Source organism: uncultured Methylibium sp., from assembly GCF_902826655.1.
In the GTDB taxonomy this organism is placed as follows: Bacteria; Pseudomonadota; Gammaproteobacteria; order Burkholderiales; family Burkholderiaceae_C; genus Methylibium.
Genome location: NZ_CADEFR010000002.1, coordinates 1 through 18,922 on the forward strand (window position 1 = coordinate 1; position 18,922 = coordinate 18,922).

Sequence of the window (18,922 nt, forward strand, 5' to 3'; positions counted from 1 at the left end):
GGCCCATCGCGTTCATCGTGTGGTGGCTCTTGTGGCAATGGAAGGCCCAGTCGCCTTCTTCGTCGGCCAGGAAGTCGAATTGCCGCATCTGCCCCACCGCGATGTCGGCCGTCACTTCGTACTGGCGCGTGCTCTTCGGTGTCGGCCCGCCATCGGTGCCGGTGATGAGGAACTCGTGCCCGTGCAGGTGGATCGGGTGGTTGGTCATCGTCAGGTTGCCCACGCGGATGCGCACCTTGTCCATGTGCCGCACCACCAGCGGGTCGATACCAGGAAAGATGCGGCTGTTGAAGGTCCACAGGTTGAAGTCCAGCATCGTCATGATCTTGGGCGTGTAGCTGCCGGGATCGATGTCGTAGGCGTTGAGAAGGAAGCAGAAGTCGCGGTCCACCTCGTCGATCAGCGGGTGCTTCTGTTTCGGGTGCGTGATCCAGAAGCCCATCATCCCCATCGCCATCTGCACCATCTCGTCGGCGTGCGGGTGGTACATGAAGGTGCCGGGCCGGCGCGCGACGAACTCGTAGACGTAGGTCTTGCCGGGCGGGATGCCGGGCTGGTTCAGCCCGGTCACGCCGTCCATGCCATTGGGCAGGCGCTGGCCGTGCCAGTGGATGCTGGTCAGTTCGCCCAGCTTGTTGGTGACGAAGATGCGCACGCGGTCGCCTTCCACCACCTCGATCGTCGGCCCCGGGCTCTGGCCGTTGTAGCCCCACAGGTGGGCCTTGAAGCCGGCCGTCATCTCGCGCACCACGGGCTCGGCGACGAGGTGGAATTCCTTGACGCCGTTGTTCATGCGCCAGGGCAGCGTCCAGCCGTTGAGCGTGACGACCGGGTTGTAGGGGCGGCCGGTGTTTGGCACCAGCGGCGGCATCGTGTCGGGCTTGGTCTGCATCACCGGCTCGGGCAGCGCGGCCATCGCGACCTTGCTGACCGCAGCGGCGCTGACCGCCGCGGTGACCGCGCCGGCACCGCCGAGGAAATTGCGTCGGGAAACCATGGGTGTGTCCTTTTTGATGTTCAGTGGCCGCCGCCGGCATCGCCGGCTGACATACCCGCGCCGGCTGCCATGGCCGCGCCCGACAGCTGGGGTTGGCCGATCAGGGCCATCTCGAGGTCGGCCTGGGCCAGCCAGAAGTCGCGCAGCGACTCGATGTAGGCGTTGACGCTGGCGATCTGCGAGCGCGCATCCGCGAGCAGCTCGAACACACCGATCAGCATGCCGTTGTAGCGCAGCACGTTCTCCTCGGCGATGCGCTGGCGCAGCGGGACGATCTCGTCGCGGTTGTGGCGCGCGATGTCCCAGCTGCTGCGGTAGGCGCCGTAGGCCTCGCGCACTTCCGAGCGGGCATTGACCGCGGTCTCTGCGGCGCGGTTCAGCGCCTGCATATAGACCGCCTCGGCGCGCGCGACGCGCGCGCCACCCCAGTCGAACAGCGGCAGTTCGAGCGACAAGTCCCAACCCGTTTGCGTTGGGACCTCGTTGGAGCTGTTGCGGACCCAGCCCAGCTCCAGCACGTTGACGAAGCGCGTCGTCTTCGTCAGGCCGAGATTCCTGGCCGTTTGCTCGGCTGCGAGCTTCGCCCCCTGTACGTCCAGCCGCTGGGCCAGGGCCACGCGCTCGATGTCGGGCTGGTCCTTCGGTGCCTCGGGCAGATCGGGGAGCCGTTCAGGCAGCTGGAAGCGTGTCTGCGCGCCCCACAGTCCCATCAGTCGCGTGAGCTTCTCCCGCGACGCCAGCGCGGCGCGTTCGGCACGCGCCAGGTTCTGCGTCGCGTCGGCGTAGAAGCCCTGCTCGCGCATGCGCTGCAGCTTGTTGAAGTTGCCGACCTCTGCCATGCGACGCGCCAGCTCGGCACTGGCCTCGGCGGCCTGCTGCACCTGGCGCATGTAGCGCACCGTCTCCTCGGCCGCGACCGCAGTGAAGTAGGCCTTGCGGGCTTCGGCGGCGAGCGACAGCAGCTGCACCGAGACCGCGCCGCGGGTCTGCGCGTAGCGCCGCTCCTCAACCTGGCGGATCAGCGGCATCGCCAGCAGGCGCGCGAGATTGAGGTGGTAGCCGCGCTCGAGCTCGACCTCGTCGCCGCGCTTCAGGCGCCCGAAGCTGAAGCCCGGGTTCGGTAGGCGGCTGGCCTGCACCAGCTCGGCCTCGCCGATGCCCAGCTCGAAGAACCGGGCCTGCAGCCCCTTGTTGTTGAGCAGCGCGACCTGCACCGCGTCGTCGACCGTCAGCGGCTTGGCCAGCAGCTCGCCCACGCGGGCATCGATGCGGTCCTGGTCATCGGCGCTTCGGGCCCAGCGGACCTCCTTGCCGAGCCGCTCGCTGGCGGTCTGCTGCACCGGACCGAAGCCGCCGTCGGGGCTGAAGCTGGCGCAGCCGGCCAGCACCAGCACCGACATCGCGGCGGCGGCGGGCAGTCGAAGGCGACCGAGACCCGGGTGCCGGGTGTCTGCCATGAGATCTGTGTGCATGGTCGTCCTCAGTGCTTGTGGTGGCCATCAGGAGCCTTTGGCGCGGGCTCCTCCTGGGCGGCTTCACGCGCATACGAGCGCCAGCCGCCGATGCGGCCGACGTTGTCGTTGGCGTCCTTCCACGGACGCAGCGCCTGGTCGGCGTGCGGGCGGTAGCGCGCGAACGCCGAGTCGTAGGTGACGGCAGGCACGTCGGCAGTCGCGTCGAGTGGGCTGGCGCGGCCCGCCGCGGGAGCCTCGTGACCGGCTTGCGCTGCCGCCGCGACGGTCAGCGACAGCGCCGGCAGCATCCGGCGGATGGGATCAGGGAGCATGGTGGCCTCGCAGGAACTCGTGATCGGTCCGGCTGCCAGGGCAGCCGGGAACGGTTCATCGCGACGGGACGGGGCGCGCAAGGTTGCGCGCGCAAGCCGCGTCGCTAGGCGAGGAAGGGTCGGGGTGGCCGCTCGGGGCCGGTCTGGGCAACCTTGGGGTAATCGCCCGCCATCATCACCGGGGCCATCGACATCGGCTCCAGCCGAATCGGGTCGGCCATCCGGTCGAGTAGCGCGACCGAAGCGCAACACTGCGCACAGGCGCTGCACTTGAACTTGCCGAGCTGAGCCCGGTCGGCCTGCACCGACAGCTGCCCATCGTCAGCCGGACCAGCATCCGGAGCCGCGGATGTGCTGTCGGGCTGGTGAATACCACCCGGGCGATGGGACTCAGAGTCCGCACCGTAGTGACCGTCGTGGTGATCGGTCGCGCTCACCTGCAGCATCTGGCGTTCATGTCCCGGGCCGCAATGCAGCATCGCCGAGGCGGCGACCCCTTGCAGAGGGATCGCCAGCATCACCAGCCAGATAAACACAGCGCGGACTGAAAACCACATGGCCGAGAGCTTAGCTCAAGTCGAGAGCACCGGAGAGCCCAGGGGCCGAGCCAGTGCGCTGCGGACCCTCGACGCTGTGCCGGAGTTCCGGGAACGAAACAATGGTTGCGTTGACACCTCGGTCGGGAACTGGTCCGAATCATTACAGCTTCGTCATGGGCGCATGGCGTCGAGGCAGGTCGCGCGTCCACTGACGGACACTCCATCTATCGACAAATGCCCCTCCCCGCCATGCGACTGCTGATCATCGAGGACGAGCCGCGGCTCGCCGCCTACCTGCACAAGGGCCTGAGAGAGCACGGCCATGTCGTCGACGTCGCCCGCGACGGCATCGACGGGCGCCACCTCGCCCTGGAGGGCGACTACGACCTGGTGCTGCTCGACGTGATGCTGCCCGGCGTGGACGGTTTCGCCGTCCTCAAGGACCTGCGGGCCCGCAAGAACACGCCGGTGCTGATGCTGACCGCCCGTGATCAGGTCGAGGACCGCGTGCGCGGGCTACGCGCCGGCGCCGACGATTACCTGGCCAAGCCCTTTGCCTTCTCCGAGCTGCTGGCGCGCATCGACGCGGTGATGCGGCGCGGCACGCCCCAGCCGATCGAGGACCAGCTGCTGCTGCGCCTGGCTGATCTGGAGGTCGACCTGTCGGCCCGACGCGTCCACCGCGCCGGCGAACGCATCGAGCTGACTGCGCAGGAGTTCACCCTGCTGACGCTGCTGATGCGCCGGCGAGGCGAAGCGATGTCGCGCACGACGCTGGCCGAGCAGGTCTGGGACATGAACTTCGACAGCAACACCAACGTCGTCGATGTCGCGATCCGTCGCTTGCGGGCGAAGGTCGACGAACCCTATGGCACCAAGCTGATCCACACCGTGCGCGGCATGGGCTATGTGATGGAATGGCGCGATCCCGGCGAAGCGCCACCGCCATGACGGTTCTGTCGATCCGCCAGCGGCTCGTGCTGACGCTTGGGCTGAGCGCCGTGGCGGTCTTCGCCGTGGTCGGCGGGATCCTCTACTGGGCCCTGGCCCACCAGCTCGAACAGGCCGACCGCGACGGCCTGGCCGGCAAGGTCCGGATCGTCCGCCACTTCATCGATGAAACGCGTGACGGCAGCGTGAACGACCTGCGCCATCACATCGACGACGTGCTGATCGGCCACGGCGAACTCCGCGTCTGGCTGCTGGACGCGCAGCGCCGCGTGACGGTCGGCGACCCGGCCCTGCCGACGGTCGCACAGCGTATGGAAGGCGTGCTGCGCCTGGCGCATGCGGATGGCCCGCCGATGGAGGGCCTAGAGGTTGCCGTCGACAACGCCGGGGCCCTGCCCGTCGCGTCGATGCTTGTCGCCATCGACATCCGTCCGCGCCTGCGCCTGCTGGCCGCTTACCTCGTCGTGCTGGTGGCTGCCTGCACCATCGGCGTGCTGGCGAGCATCGGTCTCGCGGCCTGGACGACCCGGCGAGGCCTGCAGCCGCTGGTCCGGCTCTCGGCGGAAGCCACCGCCATCGCCCCGGCGTCCCTTTCGGTGCGGCTGCGCGACGACGCCGTCGATCCAGAAGTGCATGGACTGGTGCGGGCGTTCAACGCGGCGCTGGACCGCGTCGAGCAGGCCTACCGCCGCATGGAGGCCTTCAACGCCGACGTGGCCCACGAACTGCGCACGCCGCTCGCGAGCCTGATCAATGCCGCGCAGGTCACGCTGTCCAGTGCCCGCCCCCCCGAAGAGCTCGAACAGACGCTGGCCCAGCAGCTCGACCAGCTCGAAGAGATGAAGGGCATGGTCAACGACATGCTGTTCCTGGCCCGCGCCGACCGCGGTGAGTCCGCGGCCGTGTGGCACGACCTCGACCTGCGCACCGAGGCCCGCAAGGCCCTGGACTATTTCGAGGCGGCCCTCGCCGACGCGTCGATCACCGCCGAGCTGGTCGGCGACGCGCGCTCGCGCGGTGACGCCGGCCTGGTGCGGCGCGCACTGTCGAACCTGCTGTCCAACGCCATCAAGCACACGTCCCGCGGCGGCACGATCGAGTTGCGCCTGGGCCAGGAGGACGGTCAGGCCATCGTCGAGGTCTACAACCCCGGCGAGCCCATCCCCGAGGCCGTCAGGACACGCATGTTCGACCGCTTCTTCCGCGCCGACGGATCGCGCCAGCACAGCGGCGAGAGCGTCGGGCTCGGCCTGGCCATCGTCCGGGCCATCGCCGTCATGCACCGGGGCAGCGTCTTCGTCCGGTCCGAGGCCAACGGCAACGCTGTCGGCCTTCGGCTGCCGGTCTAGCCCCACCGTACCGCGGGCCGCGACGCGGCACGACCCGCCACAGGCCGCGCGACACCTGGGTCGGCCAGGCCCACGAGGATCGGGCAGTCCGGACGGTCGTCGCCGTGGCAGTCATGAACCAGGTGTTCGAGGGCGGCCTTCATCGCCAGCAACTCCGAGGCCTTCTGCTCCAGTTGACGGACATGCGCCTCGGCCAGGGCCTTGACCTGCTGGCTCGGCCGCCGCCGGTCCTGCCAAAGACCGACCAGTTCGGCGATCTCGGTCAGCGAAAAACCCAGGTCGCGCGCGTGCCGGATGAAACGAAGCGTGTGCACCTCGCCGGGCTCGTACTGGCGGTAGCCCGACTCGGTGCGCCGCGCGGCCGGCAGAAGGCCACGACCTTCGTAGTGCCGGATCATCTTTGCGGAGACCCCGGAGGCCTCCGCCGCCTCGCCGATGTTCATCATGACGCGCACCTCGATCTCTCGAACGATTAGTCAGTTCAGACCTTCCTATCGTGGCACGGTCAAGGACTGCGCAGCGAATTGGACGAGGCCCCCAAGCGGCTTGACCCTCCCACGGTGACAAGCACGAAAGTAACCGGGTTATCAACGTGCAGGAGAGCACCCTGAGCAACACGATCCGGTTCCGAGTCGACGACATGACCTGCGGCCACTGTGCCCGCACCATCACCTAGGCGATCCAGGCGAGCGACCCCCGTGCCGAGGTCGCAGTCGACCTGACGACCCGCCAGGTGCGGGTGGACGCGGCCACCGCCACCGCCGACCAGCTGAGGCAGTCCATCGCCGCGGCGGGCTACACGCCCGTGGCGGTATCCGACGCACCGACGCCGCAAGCGCCCGACGTCAAGGCTGCACGGCGCGGCGCCTGCGGCTGCTGCTGAAGCACCACGGCGCGCCGGGATTGACCTCCGTCAGCCCGGCGCCGCCGCACAAGCGCAAGCTGGCCGCATGGACGCCACGAAGGCTTCGTCACCTTCGGGGAAAAATCATGAAGCTCATCGTCGGATCGATCGCGCTGCTGGCACTGACGGGCTGCGCGGCGGTCGTCGGCAGCGACGCGAAGGACGAGCACCAGGGTCACCATCCGCCGGCGTCGCCCGCAGCGGCGGCACCCACCGCCTACGAGCAGCAGATGGTGGCGATGCACGAGATGCACCAGAAGATGGCCGCCGCGAAGACATCGGACGAGCGCGCAGCGCTGATGAAGGATCACAGCAAGTCCATGCAGGACGGCATGGCGATGATGGGTCGGATGCGCGAGGGCATGAGCGGCAAGCGACCGATGGCGATAGACCGCGAGACCATGAAGCGCCGCATCGACATGATGGAAATGATGATTGCCCGCGAGGCCATGAAGTCGCCCACCGCGCGCTAGACCGGGAGCCCTCGTCATGGAACATCCCGCGCCACGCCAGCCGCCGATCTGGCGCAACCCCTTCGGCCTGATCCTGCTGGCAGCCCCCGTGTCCGGCGCCTACGTGCTGCTGACCTGGCACTTTGATCACCTGCTCCAGGCCATGCCCTTCCTGATGCTGCTGGCCTGTCCCTTGATGCACTTGTCCCACCGCGGCCATCATGGCCGCCACGGCGGCGCGCCAACCGAGGAACGACCATCCCGTTGACCTCGCTGCGCCGCGACCCGGCGCGGCGTCGACGCGCCGCTTGACTTTCCAACGGTGGGATGGTCCAGACTGTCTTCCCTCACAAGGAGCACGCGATGCAAGGCAGCCCGGAAACTCCCAACGATCACAACCACCACCAGGCTGCGGCCGAGGCGAAGACCGATCGCCCACTTGGAGACAGTGCGCACCATGAACACGCGCCGCTGAATCCGACACGGACCGATGGCGGTCAGCAGCACTCTGATCACCAGCACCACCAGCACGGTCACGCGCGCACCAACGCAACCCCAACGGCGCTCCCGAGCAACCCCGACGAGGTCGAGTACACCTGCCCGATGCACCCGCAGGTGCGCCAGATGGGCCCGGGTCACTGCCCCATCTGCGGCATGGCGCTCGAACCGGTGCTGGTCACCGCCGTCGCCGGCGACAGCGCCGAACTGCGCGACATGACGAAGCGCTTCTGGATCGGCACCGTTCTCACGCTGCCGGTCTTCGCGCTCGAGATGGGCGGCCACCTCACCAACCTGAACCACGTGCTCGGACAGCAGCTGTCGAACTGGATCCAGTTGCTGCTCGGCACGCCGGTGGTTCTGTGGGCCGGCTGGCCTTTCTTCGTGCGGGCCGCGGCGTCGGTCAAGCACCGCAGCCTGAACATGTTCTCGCTGATCGCGCTCGGCACCGGTGCGGCCTGGCTCTATAGCATCGTCGGGACAGTCGCTCCTCAGCTCTTTCCGGCCGACCTGCGGCTGGCCGATGGCGCGGTGCCGATCTACTTCGAGGCCGCCGCCGTGATCACGGTGCTGGTGCTGCTCGGGCAGGTGCTGGAGCTGCGCGCGCGAGAGAAGACCTCGGGCGCCATCAAGGCACTCCTCGACCTCGCGCCCAAGACGGCGATCCGGGTCAGCACGGACGGGAAGGACGACAGCGTGGCGATCGACACCATCGTGGTGGGTGATCGGCTGCGCGTGCGCCCCGGAGAGAAGGTGCCGGTGGACGGCGAAATCACCGAAGGCAAGGGCACGGTCGACGAATCGATGGTCACCGGCGAACCCATGCCCGTGGCCAAGGCGCCCGGCGCCAAGGTCACGGCAGGCACGCTGAACCAGACCGGCGGCTTTGTGATGCGCGCCGAGAAGGTCGGCGCCGACACGCTGCTGTCGCAGATCGTTCACATGGTCGCCGCGGCGCAGCGCAGCCGGGCACCGATCCAGCGGATGGCCGACCAGGTGGCCGGCTGGTTCGTGCCGGTTGTGATCCTCGTGGCGCTGCTCACCTTCGCGGCCTGGCTCGTCTGGGGACCGTCGCCCGCCTTCAGCTACGCGCTGATCACGGCGGTGGCCGTGCTGATCATCGCCTGCCCCTGTGCGCTGGGCCTGGCCACGCCGATGTCGATCATGGTCGGAGTCGGCCGCGGCGCCCAGCATGGCGTGCTGATCCGCGATGCCGAGGCGCTGGAACGCATGGAGAAGGTCAACACGCTGGTGGTCGACAAGACCGGCACGCTGACCGAAGGCCGCCCGAAGGTCGTGCACGTCGAGCCGGCCCCGGGCCACACGGCCGACGAGGTGCTGCAGCAACTCGCCAGCGTGGAACGCGCCAGCGAGCATCCGCTCGCGATGGCGGTCGTGAACGACGCGCTGGCGCGCAAGCTGCCGCTGTCGCCGGTCAGCGACTTTGATTCGCCGGTCGGCAAGGGCGTGGTCGGCACGGTCGACGGCGCCCGGATCGTCTCCGGGAGCGCTCGCTTCCTCACCGAGCAGGGCATCGAGGTCGGTCCGCTGGCCGACGCGGCCGAGCGCCAGCGACTGAAGGCTGCCACGGTCATCTTCGTCGGGGTGGATAGCCGCCTCGCCGGCTTCGTCGTGATCGCCGATCCGATCAAGCCGACCACGCCGCAGGCCCTGCAGGCCCTGAAGGCGGCCGGTATCCGCATCGTGATGCTGACCGGCGACGGCCGGACCACCGCCGAGGCGGTGGGCCGCGAGCTGGGCATCGACGAGGTCGTAGCCGAGGTGTTCCCGGAAGACAAGGCCCGCGTGGTGCAGCAGCTCAAGCGCGAAGGCCGGGTGCCGGCCATGGCCGGTGACGGCGTCAACGACGCGCCCGCACTCGCCGCCGCCGACGTGGGCATTGCGATGGGCACCGGCACCGACGTGGCGATGGAGAGTGCTGGGATCACGCTGCTGAAGGGCGACCTGATGGGCATCGTCCGCGCGCGCAGGCTGTCGCAGGCGACGATGCGCAACATCCGCCAGAACCTCTTCCTCTCCTTCGCCTACAACGTCGCCGGCATCCCGCTGGCCGCGGGCGTGCTCTACCCCTTCTTCGGCCTGCTGCTCTCGCCCATCGTGGCGGCCGCGGCGATGGCGCTGTCCTCGGTCAGCGTCATCGCCAACGCGCTGCGGCTACGTGCTGTCGAAATCGACTGACCACGTACCCATCGCCGACACCCCGCTGCCTTGGGGCCCCGGCCCGGGGGTACGGCCCGACGGTGGGCCGGGGGACCGTGCAGGCGCCGCACTGGCTCAGCCCTCCGGTCGTGGACTCAGAGTTGCGCCGATGATCCGCAGGTGCGAGAACATTCGGCATCAGTGCGTCGCATCGGGTCGCCTCGGTACGGCTATCCTGGAATCGAGGGCCAGCCGAATGCCACCCAGACCCTCGACGCCGGCATCGACTGCGCCGAACGGTGACGCTCGAGCTCGCACCGCCAAGAGCAGCCGTCTCGACCAATCGGCTGTTGCTGGCAGGACCGATAGCGAAACGACTGCTCGCACTCAGCGCGAACCCAACCGCTCAGAAGGCGTGACGTACCCCGAAGACAGTGAGATTGCTTTTATCAGTCGCAAAGTTCGCCAAGTCTCCGCCCTTGCGTTCGTAGCTGGCGTAGGTCAGGGTGCGCTTCGAGAGTTGATACTGCGCTACGGCAGCCACCTTGTTCAGATCACGGTCGCCGCCGCTGGTCAGGGCGAACGTACCGGCCGTGTAGTTGATCATGAACTTCATCATACCGAGCGGGATCGTTGTACCGATCGTGTAGGCCTCGCTGTCCCGAATCAGCGCGCTGAGCGAGAAGCCATTGTTGCCAGCGTTGACGAAGCCAAAGTCCTTCACTTGGTTGTATCCGGCGTGCAGCTTGATGACGCCGAAGTCATAGCTCGCCCCGACGGTCAAGCTTTTTCCCGCCGCGCCAATGCCGTTCACTTTCTCGGCTTGCTCGTACGACACGCCTGCCTGCAACTGCTTGTTCGCAAACGTCAGCTTCCCGCCGTTCGTCCGAGGAATCACGCCTTCGCCTGCAGCTGCATACAGGGCCGCCTCGAAGCCGCCGACGTTTGGGGTGTAATAGTGAAGCGCGTTGTCGCGTCGATCACCATATGTGCCGAACATCTGGTACGAGTCCAACGCTGCGCCCGGCGCGCCGGCAACACCGAATCCGGCACGCTGGATCACGACCGATTCCCTGATCGTAGTGGCTGAAGCATTGCTGCCTGGATCGATGATGGACATCATCTCGTAGCTCATCGTTTGCTGGCGACCGAGCCGAACCTCGCCGAGAGACGTCGACCGGATGCCAACGTACGACTGGCGGCCGAACAGGCGACCACCTTGGCCCGACGTCCCGGTGTCCGAGTTGAATCCGCTCTCCAGAACAGCGGTCGCGGTCAGTCCTCCGCCCAGATCCTCCGCAACGCGAAAGCCCCAGCGACTACCTGCCGCCGTCTGATGCGAGCCGTCACCTGCGAGTCGCCAAGACGACTCGCCACCGTTGACCCTGTCACCTGGGGTTTGGTAGTTGATGCTGCCGTCTACAACGCCGTACAGCGTCACCGACTGGGCATTGGCCGAGCTGGCGGCGACGCCCAGGACGACATAAGCGAGTACCGGTTTCTTCATTGAATGCTCCGCAAAGAATGTTGACATGCGACGGCCATGGGATTGATCAACCAGCGGTCGCGCAGATGCGCGCTGCACGTCGATCCTTCAGCCACCAGCTCGGCAGCCTAGAGACCGAAGACGAGCAACGTTGCTTGCCGATCAGAAACGACGAACTCCACAAGCTGCGACAAAGGAGATCACGTCGATTTCGTTGCTTCATCCACACAACGAGACGCAGACCTCGTATCGATGAGGTTTATCTCGGCGCGAGGTGCGACCTTTCGGATCGGCAGCGTCTCCCTACAGCGACATGGCCGAGGCGAACATTGCTGAACCGTCATCAAACCGCAATCTTTCGGTTGAACGGCTGTAGCTACTGTCCTGGCGGGGGTCTGCATTGAAGGCATCGCGTGACGCAGCTTACGCGGGCCGGTTTGCCGCTGATCGCGACGAGACGTCTAAAGCCGTGAAGAGACAGTACGTTCAAATGATCGCGGCGGCTCGCCAAGGTGACCCAGTCGCTTGTCGTGAGCTAGGGCGTCGATACCTGCACGGGACCGACGGATTCCCTCGCCATCAACGTACTGCGCTTTCCTATCTCACCAGTCCGGCAACTCGCAGTTCGCCTGAAGCTGCCTTGATCCTGGTCGAGGGCCTGACTCTGGAGGAACTCTTGCTCACGGGTCACGAGGCGACACTGCGTCAAGTCGCGGTGTCTGGCAACCACCAAGCCCAGATCAGGGTGGCTGCCTGGTTGCTGGTGCGCCATGGCGATAGTGAAGACGCACGCGCATGGCTGAGCGTATGCGCCGACAGCGGCAACGTCGTAGCGCGTGAGTCGCTTTCCGCTCTGCAGAGCGAAGCAAGCGTGACGATTGCCTCCAGTCTTCTGGCCCTGCACTGCGGCGCAAACGGCTCGGACATCGCTCGGTTGAACGCCATCGCGGCGAGGAAGGCGCTGGACTCGGGCGAGCCGAGCGATGCGGTCAGATGCGTGGGCAGCATTGCTGCCCTCGCACCACTACCCACGCACGATCTCGCGGAGATCACGCTATCGATCCTGGACCTGGCCAGCGCAGGGCAGCTATCGCTAGGGTCTATCCCGACATCATGGATCGAGACTTGTCTGCGGTGCGCCAGCGATCGCGGCGACCCAAGGGCGCACTACTATCTCGGGCGCGCGATGTGCAGCATTCCTTCGGGTCGCCTCGCACCCAGGCAGCTGACGCTTCAGCCCAACCTCCGTTGGGGCAGCGCACTGCTGCTGCGTTCTGCCGACGGTGGCCTCGATGAGGCTTGGCTGCACTTGTACTGCCTCCATGCAGCGTCCAAATCGTCGGTCGCCAATCCTCCTCTGGCCCGCGTGTTTCTTGAGAAGGCCGCGCGCCGCGGACACCGATCGGCACAACGCATCCTAGGAGCGCTGCTGCTGGGCGAAGCCGTGGATATGGTCCGGACTGAGAAAGCCGTGAGCTGGCTACATCTAGCGGCAGAGTCCGGTGATTCGGAAGCAACTGGACTGCTGGAAACGCTCGTCGTTCGCCCGGACGGGCGGGATGCCGAGGCATGCGAAGTTCTCAGTGAGATCCGCAGCCGAGACCCGCTGATCGCTTCGAGGCTTCTGCTGGCCCGCCACTTCGGCTTGACCAAGCGTGAGGCGACATTGGTCGATCCGGCCATGGGACAGAGATCGTGGGGACTTGTCGTCGAGCGGAACCCGTACTTCGTCAAGCCTGGTCTGCGCGCTGCACGGGCCGTGCCTATTCTTTCGGCCGCAGCCCGGAGAAGTTTGCATTGGGCTGCATCGATCTACCAGGATGCAGGGCCGCCTGCTGACGCTGCGGACTCGGATGTGTGGGAAAAGAGGATCAAGCGCATGAATCGTGTGATCAAGAAGCATCACGTCGAACCGTCTCTGTTTTTTGCGAACATCACCTCAGATGCACTCGAGATCATGCGCGGTGGCCCGCGATGGGCCACTTCCCAGCGGGCGAGGCTCAAGTCGGCGCTATCGTTCAACGATCATGAACTTGCGGGCAAAGAGGCGGCGGAGTCCGGGCCGATCAAGCTCGAAATCAGCCATCGACGCCGAGTTCGATCCTCCTCAGATTGACGCGGCCTCAGATCAGCAGCTGCGGCCCGGAGTTCCACTGCGTCGCAGCGGTCTCTCCGCCGGACTGCGCGCGCGGACTACGAGGACGTGACGGCTTCGTCATGCGCCAGCCGCGCCAACTACGCCGGGAAGAGCGCGCCCGCAGCGGCGGTCAGCGCCATGGCCGCAGCGCCCCATCCCAGGATCCGCATGGCGGATCGGACACGTGCCGCTCGGCCGATGTGGGCGGCCAGCACGCCAAGAACCGCCAGTCCCACTAGGCTCCCGCCAATCAGCCAAGCCGTCGGGCTCGCGCGCGGGGCCAGCACCAGCACCAGCAAGGGCCAACCCGCACCTGCGGCAAAGCTTGCTGCCGAGGCCAGTGCAGCCTGCATCGGCCGTGCGGCCAGCTGGTCGGAGAGCCCCAGTTCATCGCGGGCATGGGCGGCCAGCCCGTCGTGCGCCATCAGCTGACGCGCGACTTGCACGGCCAGGTCGGGAGCCAAGCCTCGCCCAACGTAGATGGCCGCCAGTTCCCCCTGCTCGGCCGCGGGGTCTGCAGCCAGTTCCCCACGCTCACGTTCGAGATCGGCCCGCTCCGTGTCGGCCTGCGAGGCCACGGAGACGTACTCGCCCGCTGCCATCGCTGCGGCGCCGGCCACCAATGCAGCGACACCCGCCACCACCAGGCCCTGGCGATCGGCCCCGGAGGCCGCGATGCCGACCAGCAGGCTGGCCGTCGACACGATGCCGTCGTTGGCGCCCAGCACGGCGGCGCGCAGCCAGCCGACCACACCGCTTCGATGGCGCTCGGCATGCCTCATCAGAGTGCTCCGTTCGGACTGATGGCGCTGCAAGCTGCTGGCTCACCGATCATTGCGGTTTGCTCGTGTCGTTCGTCGCTTCGGCCATCACAGGTCGCTGTGCCTTTGTCATCACCATGATCAGCAGCAGGATGACACCGAGAAAGATGGCACTCGTGCCAACGGTGCCGAGCCCCAGACCGCCATTCGCATGCGGCTGCGACAGCAGATCGCCGAATGAAGCGCCGAAGGGCCGGGTCAAGATGTAGGCGATCCAGAAAGCGGCCACCGCATTCAGGTTCAGCAGCCGGTAGGCGGCGAAGGTGATCGCGATGCCGGCACCGAACACCATCGCAGAATGCAGGTAGCCGAGTTGGAGCTGTTCGGCCAGCAGGTCGCCGGCAGCCGTGCCGAGCGCGAAGGTGAACAGGATCGCCGCCCAGTAGAACCACTCGCGCCGGGTGGTGAAGATGGTGTGGATGGACAGCGTCCTCTCCACCGCATACCAGACCGCGAAGGTCGCCGCGAGCATGCTCGCGAAGATCGTCGTCGTGGTCTGCAGGGGGATCCCGAAGTGATCGGTCAGGTTGTCCGTGATCAAGGTGCCGACCACGCTGATGAGGACCACGGCGACCCAGTAGATCCACGGCACGTAGCGGTCCTTGCGGAACTGCACCACGAGCGCGGCAATCAGCAGCGCACCCATCACCAACGACGTGTTGGTCAACCCGAGATTGAGGTTGGTGTTCAGGAAGTCGGCGGCGGTCTCGCCGACCGTGGTGGCCATGATCTTGATGACCCAGAAGTACAAGGTCACCAGCGGTACCTTGTTCAGCATCGTGCGCGTCATCGGCGCACTGAGCGTGTTTTCCATCTTCGATTCCCTCGATGCATGTTTGCGGCCGGCGACCGTAAGCGTGGGCGGCTTAAGGAGGACTTACGCGGCGGGCGAACCCGCCGCATCGGATAGGCGCTCAGGCGCCGACGTCGAACGGCGAGGCCTTGTTCCTGGAGCCGATGGACTGGCCGAGCTTGTTCAGGCCGCTGCCCAGCGACTCGAACCCCTTCGCGATCTCTTCCTTGGCCCAGACGCCGCCGCTGGCGAGCTTGTCGCCGATGGCGCGGGCGTCCGCCGTCGCCGCGGAGGTCGCGGCCTTGGCCTCGTTGCTCACCCAGCCCGCTCCGCTCTCGAGCCCGTGCGCGGCGGCCTTCAGCTCGTAGCCCACCTGGTCGTAGCTCTTGCGTGCCCACGACTCGGCAGCCCGTGCGCGGTGGGCCAGGGCGAGCGCATGGTTGGCGCCGGCGAAGGTCTTCTCCATGTCCCTCTGAACCCTGACGGCGCCCTTGTCGAGCGCGGCCGCGGTCTTCTCCAGGTCGGCATTGGCGGTGTCGAGACCCTGCTTCACGTCGCCGGCCGCGCGGGCGGCCTCCAGCCGCACGTAGGATGCCGCTTTGCGCACTTCCGTCGCGGCGGCCTTGTAGTCCTTCTTCGCATAGGCTTCGATGGCGGCGCCGAAGTGCCGTTGCGGCTCCTCGGCCACCGGGTACCAGGTCGTCACGTCGGTAACCAGCCAGCGCCGCTCGAGGTCGGCACGTTGCGCCCTGCCGAAGGTCTTGTCGAGCGCAGAGGTGCTGCTGACCTTGCCGGCCTGGATCTGGGCCGCCGTCGCATCGAGCTGCTTGGTCAATGCGGTCATCTTGCCGTGCACCTCCTTGGCGGACTTGAGGTCCGCCGCGGCGCGCTGACGGTCGAGCTTGGCGGCCCGGTCGCCCTGCGCCTCGAGCGCGCGTGCCGCGGCATGCATCGCGTCGGCAGCCTTGGCGGTGTCCTTCTTGGCCAGCGCCGCCCGGGCCGCCGCCAGATGGCGGCTCACGTCGTCGATCACCGGCGTGACGCTGAGGTCATCGAACTGGATCCACTCGGCCGGCGCCCCGGCCACGATCGGTGCCTTGGCCGGGGCTGCTGCTGCCGCGGGAACTGCCGCCGGTTTCGTGGCTTGTGCCATCGCCGCGAACGGCACGGGTGTCAGCAGGGCCAACGCGGCCGCTGCAAGGAGAGAGTGACGGGTGTTCATGGTGCGAGTCTTTCGTTCGGGGTTGAGGTTCGAGGTTTCAGGGCCGGCTCGGCGTCGACGCGATCACCCCTGACCGGCGTGGGTCTGCACGTCGATACTGCCGGCGGCGCCGAGCAGGTCGTGCGCGCGGCGAATGGCGTCCCCGCCGCCGTGCACGAAGACGAGGAACTTGCTGGCCTTCAGCGCCGTCTCGTAACGCAGCACCGAGTCCTTCGGCACGCCGATCGCGGTCAGCGCACCGACCAGGGCGCTGAAGCCGCCGCCGAGCACGGCAGCTTGCAGGCCGGCAGCGATCGTCGCGGCGATCGGGCCGAGCACGACGATGTGCCCGACCACCGGCACGAACATCAGTGCCGAGCCGAACAGAATGCCTGCCATGCCGCCCCAGAAGGCACCCAGCTTGCCCAAGAACCGTGCTCGGTCGCCGGCGTTGAAGTAGCCGACCACATGCTCCTCGGTGTGATAGTCCTTGCCGAGAATCGAGATGGTCTTCACGTCGAAGCCGGCGCGCGCGAGCGCGTGGATGGCGTCTTCGGCCTGAGTGTGAGAATCGTAGATCGCGACCGCGATGTCGGTCTTGCTCATGTGTCGCTCCGCTGTCGGTTGATGGGTTCGGCAGCACCCGCTGTCGATGGAATCACTGTAGGAATCGGCCCGCCACAGCGACCGTGCTCGTCGTCATCACCCGGTCATCGCTTGCCCATGCCGATCGTCACGGGCCACAAACAGAAGCGGCCCGCAAGGGGCCGTTGCCGCGCCGCCGAGGTGCGGCCTATCAACCGATGCGCAATGCCGTTGCCGACGTGAACCGGTAATCGGGAATGTCGAGGTTGGTGGGTGCCGGCACGTTCTTCACCACGCGCCCGGCCAGGTCGAAACGCGATCCGTGGCAGGGACAGAAGAAGCCGCCGGGAGCATGCAGCTCTGCGTTCAGGGCCGGGTCGTCGAGCGCGAGGCGCGGCGAGCAGCCCAGGTGGGTGCATACGCCGACCGCGACGAATAGATCCGGACGTTCTGAACGCGTGGCGTTGACGCACGAGGCAGGCTGGATCGAGCGCTTGGACAGCGGGTCTGCCAGCTGGCTGTCGGCGGCCTGCAGCGCGCGCACCATCGCGTCGGTGCGCCGCATCAGCCACACCGGCTTGCCGCGCCACTCGACCGTGCGCAGTTCTCCCGGGGCGAGCGCGCCGACATCCACGTCCACTGGACCGCCCGCCGCGCGCACCGCGTCCGACGGTGCCATGCTGGCAACGAAAGGCACGCCCGCAGCGATCAGACCGGCAGCGCCCATCACGCCAGTGGCGGCCAGCAGGAGCTCGCGGCGCTTTTCGTCTGGAACCCTGTGCTCGTCCACCTCGTGGATGAACTCGGCAATCCTGTTCATGGCATGGTCCTTCGCGCGTTGCACCGATCCTCGGTTTGATCGACTCTAGACAGCGCGCAGCCGTTCAGGCAGTGCGGGTCGTCACTCGTTGGTCATGCGCCTTGTCGGCGGGCCCGCCCAGGCCATACACCGACATCGCCGCGAACCGTCGCGACACCAGCGCGGCAATGACGCACGCCGGCAGCAACAGAGGCAGCAAGGCGTACTGACCGGTCATCTCGAACACCATCAATGCCGACATCACGGGCGCGTGGGTGGTCGCGGCCAGCAGCGCGGCCATCCCGACCACCGCATACAGCGGCCCGGAAGCCGCGGTCACGCCCGCGGCAGCCAGGGCCGAAGCAGCCAACGCTCCTACCGCGGCGCCGGCGAACAGCGTCGGCGTGAACACCCCTCCGGGCGCTCCCGATCCAGTGGTGGCACCGATCGCAAGCAGCTTCAGCGCCAGCACGAGCGCCACCACTGACCAGGCCGCCGGGGTCGTGAGCTGCTGATGGATGCTGCTGTAGCCGTTGCCCCAGACCTCAGGCCGCCACAACGACAGCACGCCAACCGCCAGCCCGCCCAACGCGAAGGCAGCAGGCAGCGGAAGCCGCGACCGGACGAACAGTGTTCGAGCGGCTCGCAGCCAGCGCAACAGACATGCGCCGAGTACGCCGCCGAGGATGCTGAACATCAACATCAGTCCAACCTGCCCGAGGCCGGGCAGTGCCACGGTGGCCAACGGGAACAGCACCGAGCGCTCGCCCAGCGTCACCGAGACGCCGAACGCCATCACTGCGGCCACCACCACCGGGCCGAGTTGGGCCAGCGCCAGCGAGCCGAGCAGGATTTCGGCCACGAACAGTGCGCCGGCGAGCGGCGCGTGATAGGCCGCCGCAAGCCCGGCCGCCGCACCGCAGCTCACCACCAGCCGCAGATCCGCGCCGCGACCGATGATGCGACCGAGCAGCGAAGCCAGCATGGCCGCCAGCAGCACCATCGCGCCTTCGCGGCCGACCGCGCCTCCTGTGCTCACGACCAGCATCGACGCCGCCACCTTGAGGAGGCCACCGCGGATGTCCAGCCTTCCGTTGCCGATGGCCACGGCCTCGATGTAGTCGCCGCCATGGCGCAAAGGCGCACCGGCTGCAGGCGCCGTGCGACCGCGCTCGGCGAACCAGAGCAGCAGGCCCGCCGCCAGTCCCCCCAGCGCCGGTGCGAGCATGCGCATGTCGGCCGGCAGCTTCTGCGCGGCGGACACGAGGTGGCCGCCGCTGGCGCCGACAAGCAGCGTCTCCAGCGTAAACAGGGCCTGTCTGAACGCCGCCACCGCCAGCGCACCCAGCGCTCCAACCGCTGTGGCGACGACGAGATGCCGCCACGGCGTGTCGAGCCGCATCAGCGCTCGGCGCATCGGCCGCAGCGCTGCTCGCCAGGTTGAGCCTCCCATGCGAAGAATCT

General features: G+C 67.4%; 19 protein-coding genes. 7 read left to right on the forward strand and 12 right to left on the reverse strand.

The window, feature by feature from the left end:
* The 4 genes from QZV97_RS01040 to QZV97_RS01055 form a co-directional block, all read right to left on the reverse strand.
* On the reverse strand, positions 1 to 997 hold a 997-nt coding region (locus QZV97_RS01040), incomplete at its 3' end, for a copper oxidase (protein ID WP_295636952.1).
* A 20-nt stretch (positions 998 to 1,017) separates the two neighbouring features.
* Positions 1,018 to 2,454, reverse strand: a complete 1,437-nt coding sequence (locus QZV97_RS01045) for a TolC family protein (protein ID WP_295636956.1) — start codon at positions 2,452 to 2,454, stop codon at positions 1,018 to 1,020.
* A 23-nt stretch (positions 2,455 to 2,477) separates the two neighbouring features.
* The gene (locus QZV97_RS01050) at positions 2,478 to 2,783 is read right to left on the reverse strand and encodes a hypothetical protein (protein ID WP_295636959.1); all 306 of its coding nucleotides are present in this window, start codon (positions 2,781 to 2,783) and stop codon (positions 2,478 to 2,480) included.
* A gap of 104 nt (positions 2,784 to 2,887) precedes the next feature.
* On the reverse strand, positions 2,888 to 3,340 hold the full coding sequence (locus QZV97_RS01055) for a hypothetical protein (protein WP_295636963.1): 453 nt from the start codon (positions 3,338 to 3,340) through the stop codon (positions 2,888 to 2,890).
* A 231-nt stretch (positions 3,341 to 3,571) separates the two neighbouring features.
* Between QZV97_RS01055 and QZV97_RS01060 the strand changes: the two genes are divergently transcribed.
* Positions 3,572 to 4,273, forward strand: coding sequence for a heavy metal response regulator transcription factor (locus QZV97_RS01060; RefSeq protein ID WP_295637605.1), 702 nt, complete (start codon positions 3,572 to 3,574; stop codon positions 4,271 to 4,273).
* Positions 4,270 to 5,622 carry a heavy metal sensor histidine kinase gene (locus QZV97_RS01065; protein ID WP_295636966.1) on the forward strand — a complete coding sequence of 451 codons (1,353 nt, stop codon included), beginning with the start codon at positions 4,270 to 4,272 and terminating at the stop codon, positions 5,620 to 5,622. The genes QZV97_RS01060 and QZV97_RS01065 overlap by 4 nt, the downstream gene beginning before the upstream one ends.
* Here the strand turns inward: QZV97_RS01065 and cueR are convergent.
* Positions 5,619 to 6,065, reverse strand: a complete 447-nt coding sequence (cueR, locus tag QZV97_RS01070) for a Cu(I)-responsive transcriptional regulator (protein WP_295637608.1) — start codon at positions 6,063 to 6,065, stop codon at positions 5,619 to 5,621. The two genes, QZV97_RS01065 and cueR, sit on opposite strands and share 4 nt — an antisense overlap.
* A gap of 296 nt (positions 6,066 to 6,361) precedes the next feature.
* Between cueR and QZV97_RS01075 the strand changes: the two genes are divergently transcribed.
* The 4 genes from QZV97_RS01075 to QZV97_RS01090 all read left to right on the forward strand — a co-directional run bounded on the left by QZV97_RS01075 (position 6,362) and on the right by QZV97_RS01090 (position 9,675).
* Complete coding sequence (locus QZV97_RS01075) at positions 6,362 to 6,505, forward strand: hypothetical protein (RefSeq protein ID WP_295636969.1); 144 nt, start codon at positions 6,362 to 6,364, stop codon at positions 6,503 to 6,505.
* A gap of 107 nt (positions 6,506 to 6,612) precedes the next feature.
* Positions 6,613 to 6,999 (forward strand): hypothetical protein, encoded by a 387-nt coding sequence (locus QZV97_RS01080; RefSeq protein ID WP_295636972.1) that lies wholly within the window; start codon positions 6,613 to 6,615, stop codon positions 6,997 to 6,999.
* Between the two features lie 16 nt (positions 7,000 to 7,015).
* Complete coding sequence (locus tag QZV97_RS01085) at positions 7,016 to 7,246, forward strand: DUF2933 domain-containing protein (RefSeq protein ID WP_295636975.1); 231 nt, start codon at positions 7,016 to 7,018, stop codon at positions 7,244 to 7,246.
* 95 nt (positions 7,247 to 7,341) lie between these two features.
* A complete protein-coding gene (locus QZV97_RS01090) occupies positions 7,342 to 9,675 on the forward strand; it encodes a copper-translocating P-type ATPase (RefSeq protein ID WP_295636978.1) in 2,334 nt (777 codons plus the stop codon).
* 367 nt (positions 9,676 to 10,042) lie between these two features.
* Here the strand turns inward: QZV97_RS01090 and QZV97_RS01095 are convergent, their stop codons facing one another.
* Positions 10,043 to 11,170: a porin gene (locus tag QZV97_RS01095; RefSeq protein WP_295636982.1), complete on the reverse strand. Its 1,128-nt coding sequence runs from the start codon at positions 11,168 to 11,170 to the stop codon at positions 10,043 to 10,045.
* A 592-nt stretch (positions 11,171 to 11,762) separates the two neighbouring features.
* On the opposite strand from QZV97_RS01095, the gene QZV97_RS01100 reads away from it, so the two are divergent.
* Positions 11,763 to 13,238 carry a hypothetical protein gene (locus tag QZV97_RS01100; RefSeq protein ID WP_295636985.1) on the forward strand — a complete coding sequence of 492 codons (1,476 nt, stop codon included), beginning with the start codon at positions 11,763 to 11,765 and terminating at the stop codon, positions 13,236 to 13,238.
* Between the two features lie 119 nt (positions 13,239 to 13,357).
* Here QZV97_RS01100 and QZV97_RS01105 read toward each other — a convergent pair whose 3' ends face one another.
* The 6 genes from QZV97_RS01105 to QZV97_RS01130 form a co-directional block, all read right to left on the reverse strand.
* Positions 13,358 to 14,041: a VIT1/CCC1 transporter family protein gene (locus QZV97_RS01105; protein ID WP_295636990.1), complete on the reverse strand. Its 684-nt coding sequence runs from the start codon at positions 14,039 to 14,041 to the stop codon at positions 13,358 to 13,360.
* Between the two features lie 49 nt (positions 14,042 to 14,090).
* Positions 14,091 to 14,894 carry a hypothetical protein gene (locus QZV97_RS01110; RefSeq protein WP_295636993.1) on the reverse strand — a complete coding sequence of 268 codons (804 nt, stop codon included), beginning with the start codon at positions 14,892 to 14,894 and terminating at the stop codon, positions 14,091 to 14,093.
* A 100-nt stretch (positions 14,895 to 14,994) separates the two neighbouring features.
* Positions 14,995 to 16,095: a hypothetical protein gene (locus QZV97_RS01115; protein WP_295636996.1), complete on the reverse strand. Its 1,101-nt coding sequence runs from the start codon at positions 16,093 to 16,095 to the stop codon at positions 14,995 to 14,997.
* Between the two features lie 63 nt (positions 16,096 to 16,158).
* The gene (locus tag QZV97_RS01120) at positions 16,159 to 16,680 is read right to left on the reverse strand and encodes a general stress protein (RefSeq protein WP_295636999.1); all 522 of its coding nucleotides are present in this window, start codon (positions 16,678 to 16,680) and stop codon (positions 16,159 to 16,161) included.
* Between the two features lie 190 nt (positions 16,681 to 16,870).
* Positions 16,871 to 17,479 (reverse strand): ubiquinol-cytochrome c reductase iron-sulfur subunit, encoded by a 609-nt coding sequence (gene petA, locus QZV97_RS01125; RefSeq protein WP_295637001.1) that lies wholly within the window; start codon positions 17,477 to 17,479, stop codon positions 16,871 to 16,873.
* Between the two features lie 64 nt (positions 17,480 to 17,543).
* The gene (locus QZV97_RS01130; RefSeq protein ID WP_295637003.1) at positions 17,544 to 18,860 is read right to left on the reverse strand and encodes a chloride channel protein; all 1,317 of its coding nucleotides are present in this window, start codon (positions 18,858 to 18,860) and stop codon (positions 17,544 to 17,546) included.
* Positions 18,861 to 18,922: the final 62 nt, after the last annotated feature.

Coding starts and splice junctions, on each gene's coding strand:
- QZV97_RS01045 (WP_295636956.1), bottom strand. CDS start 2,454: ATGGCAGACACCCGGCACCCGGGTCTCGGTCGCCTTCGACTGCCCGCC.
- QZV97_RS01050 (WP_295636959.1), bottom strand. CDS start 2,783: ATGCTCCCTGATCCCATCCGCCGGATGCTGCCGGCGCTGTCGCTGACC.
- QZV97_RS01055 (WP_295636963.1), bottom strand. CDS start 3,340: ATGTGGTTTTCAGTCCGCGCTGTGTTTATCTGGCTGGTGATGCTGGCG.
- QZV97_RS01060 (WP_295637605.1), top strand. CDS start 3,572: ATGCGACTGCTGATCATCGAGGACGAGCCGCGGCTCGCCGCCTACCTG.
- QZV97_RS01065 (WP_295636966.1), top strand. CDS start 4,270: ATGACGGTTCTGTCGATCCGCCAGCGGCTCGTGCTGACGCTTGGGCTG.
- cueR (WP_295637608.1), bottom strand. CDS start 6,065: ATGAACATCGGCGAGGCGGCGGAGGCCTCCGGGGTCTCCGCAAAGATG.
- QZV97_RS01080 (WP_295636972.1), top strand. CDS start 6,613: ATGAAGCTCATCGTCGGATCGATCGCGCTGCTGGCACTGACGGGCTGC.
- QZV97_RS01085 (WP_295636975.1), top strand. CDS start 7,016: ATGGAACATCCCGCGCCACGCCAGCCGCCGATCTGGCGCAACCCCTTC.
- QZV97_RS01090 (WP_295636978.1), top strand. CDS start 7,342: ATGCAAGGCAGCCCGGAAACTCCCAACGATCACAACCACCACCAGGCT.
- QZV97_RS01095 (WP_295636982.1), bottom strand. CDS start 11,170: ATGTCAACATTCTTTGCGGAGCATTCAATGAAGAAACCGGTACTCGCT.
- QZV97_RS01105 (WP_295636990.1), bottom strand. CDS start 14,041: ATGAGGCATGCCGAGCGCCATCGAAGCGGTGTGGTCGGCTGGCTGCGC.
- QZV97_RS01110 (WP_295636993.1), bottom strand. CDS start 14,894: ATGGAAAACACGCTCAGTGCGCCGATGACGCGCACGATGCTGAACAAG.
- QZV97_RS01115 (WP_295636996.1), bottom strand. CDS start 16,095: ATGAACACCCGTCACTCTCTCCTTGCAGCGGCCGCGTTGGCCCTGCTG.
- QZV97_RS01120 (WP_295636999.1), bottom strand. CDS start 16,680: ATGAGCAAGACCGACATCGCGGTCGCGATCTACGATTCTCACACTCAG.
- petA (WP_295637001.1), bottom strand. CDS start 17,479: ATGAACAGGATTGCCGAGTTCATCCACGAGGTGGACGAGCACAGGGTT.
- QZV97_RS01130 (WP_295637003.1), bottom strand. CDS start 18,860: ATGCGGCTCGACACGCCGTGGCGGCATCTCGTCGTCGCCACAGCGGTT.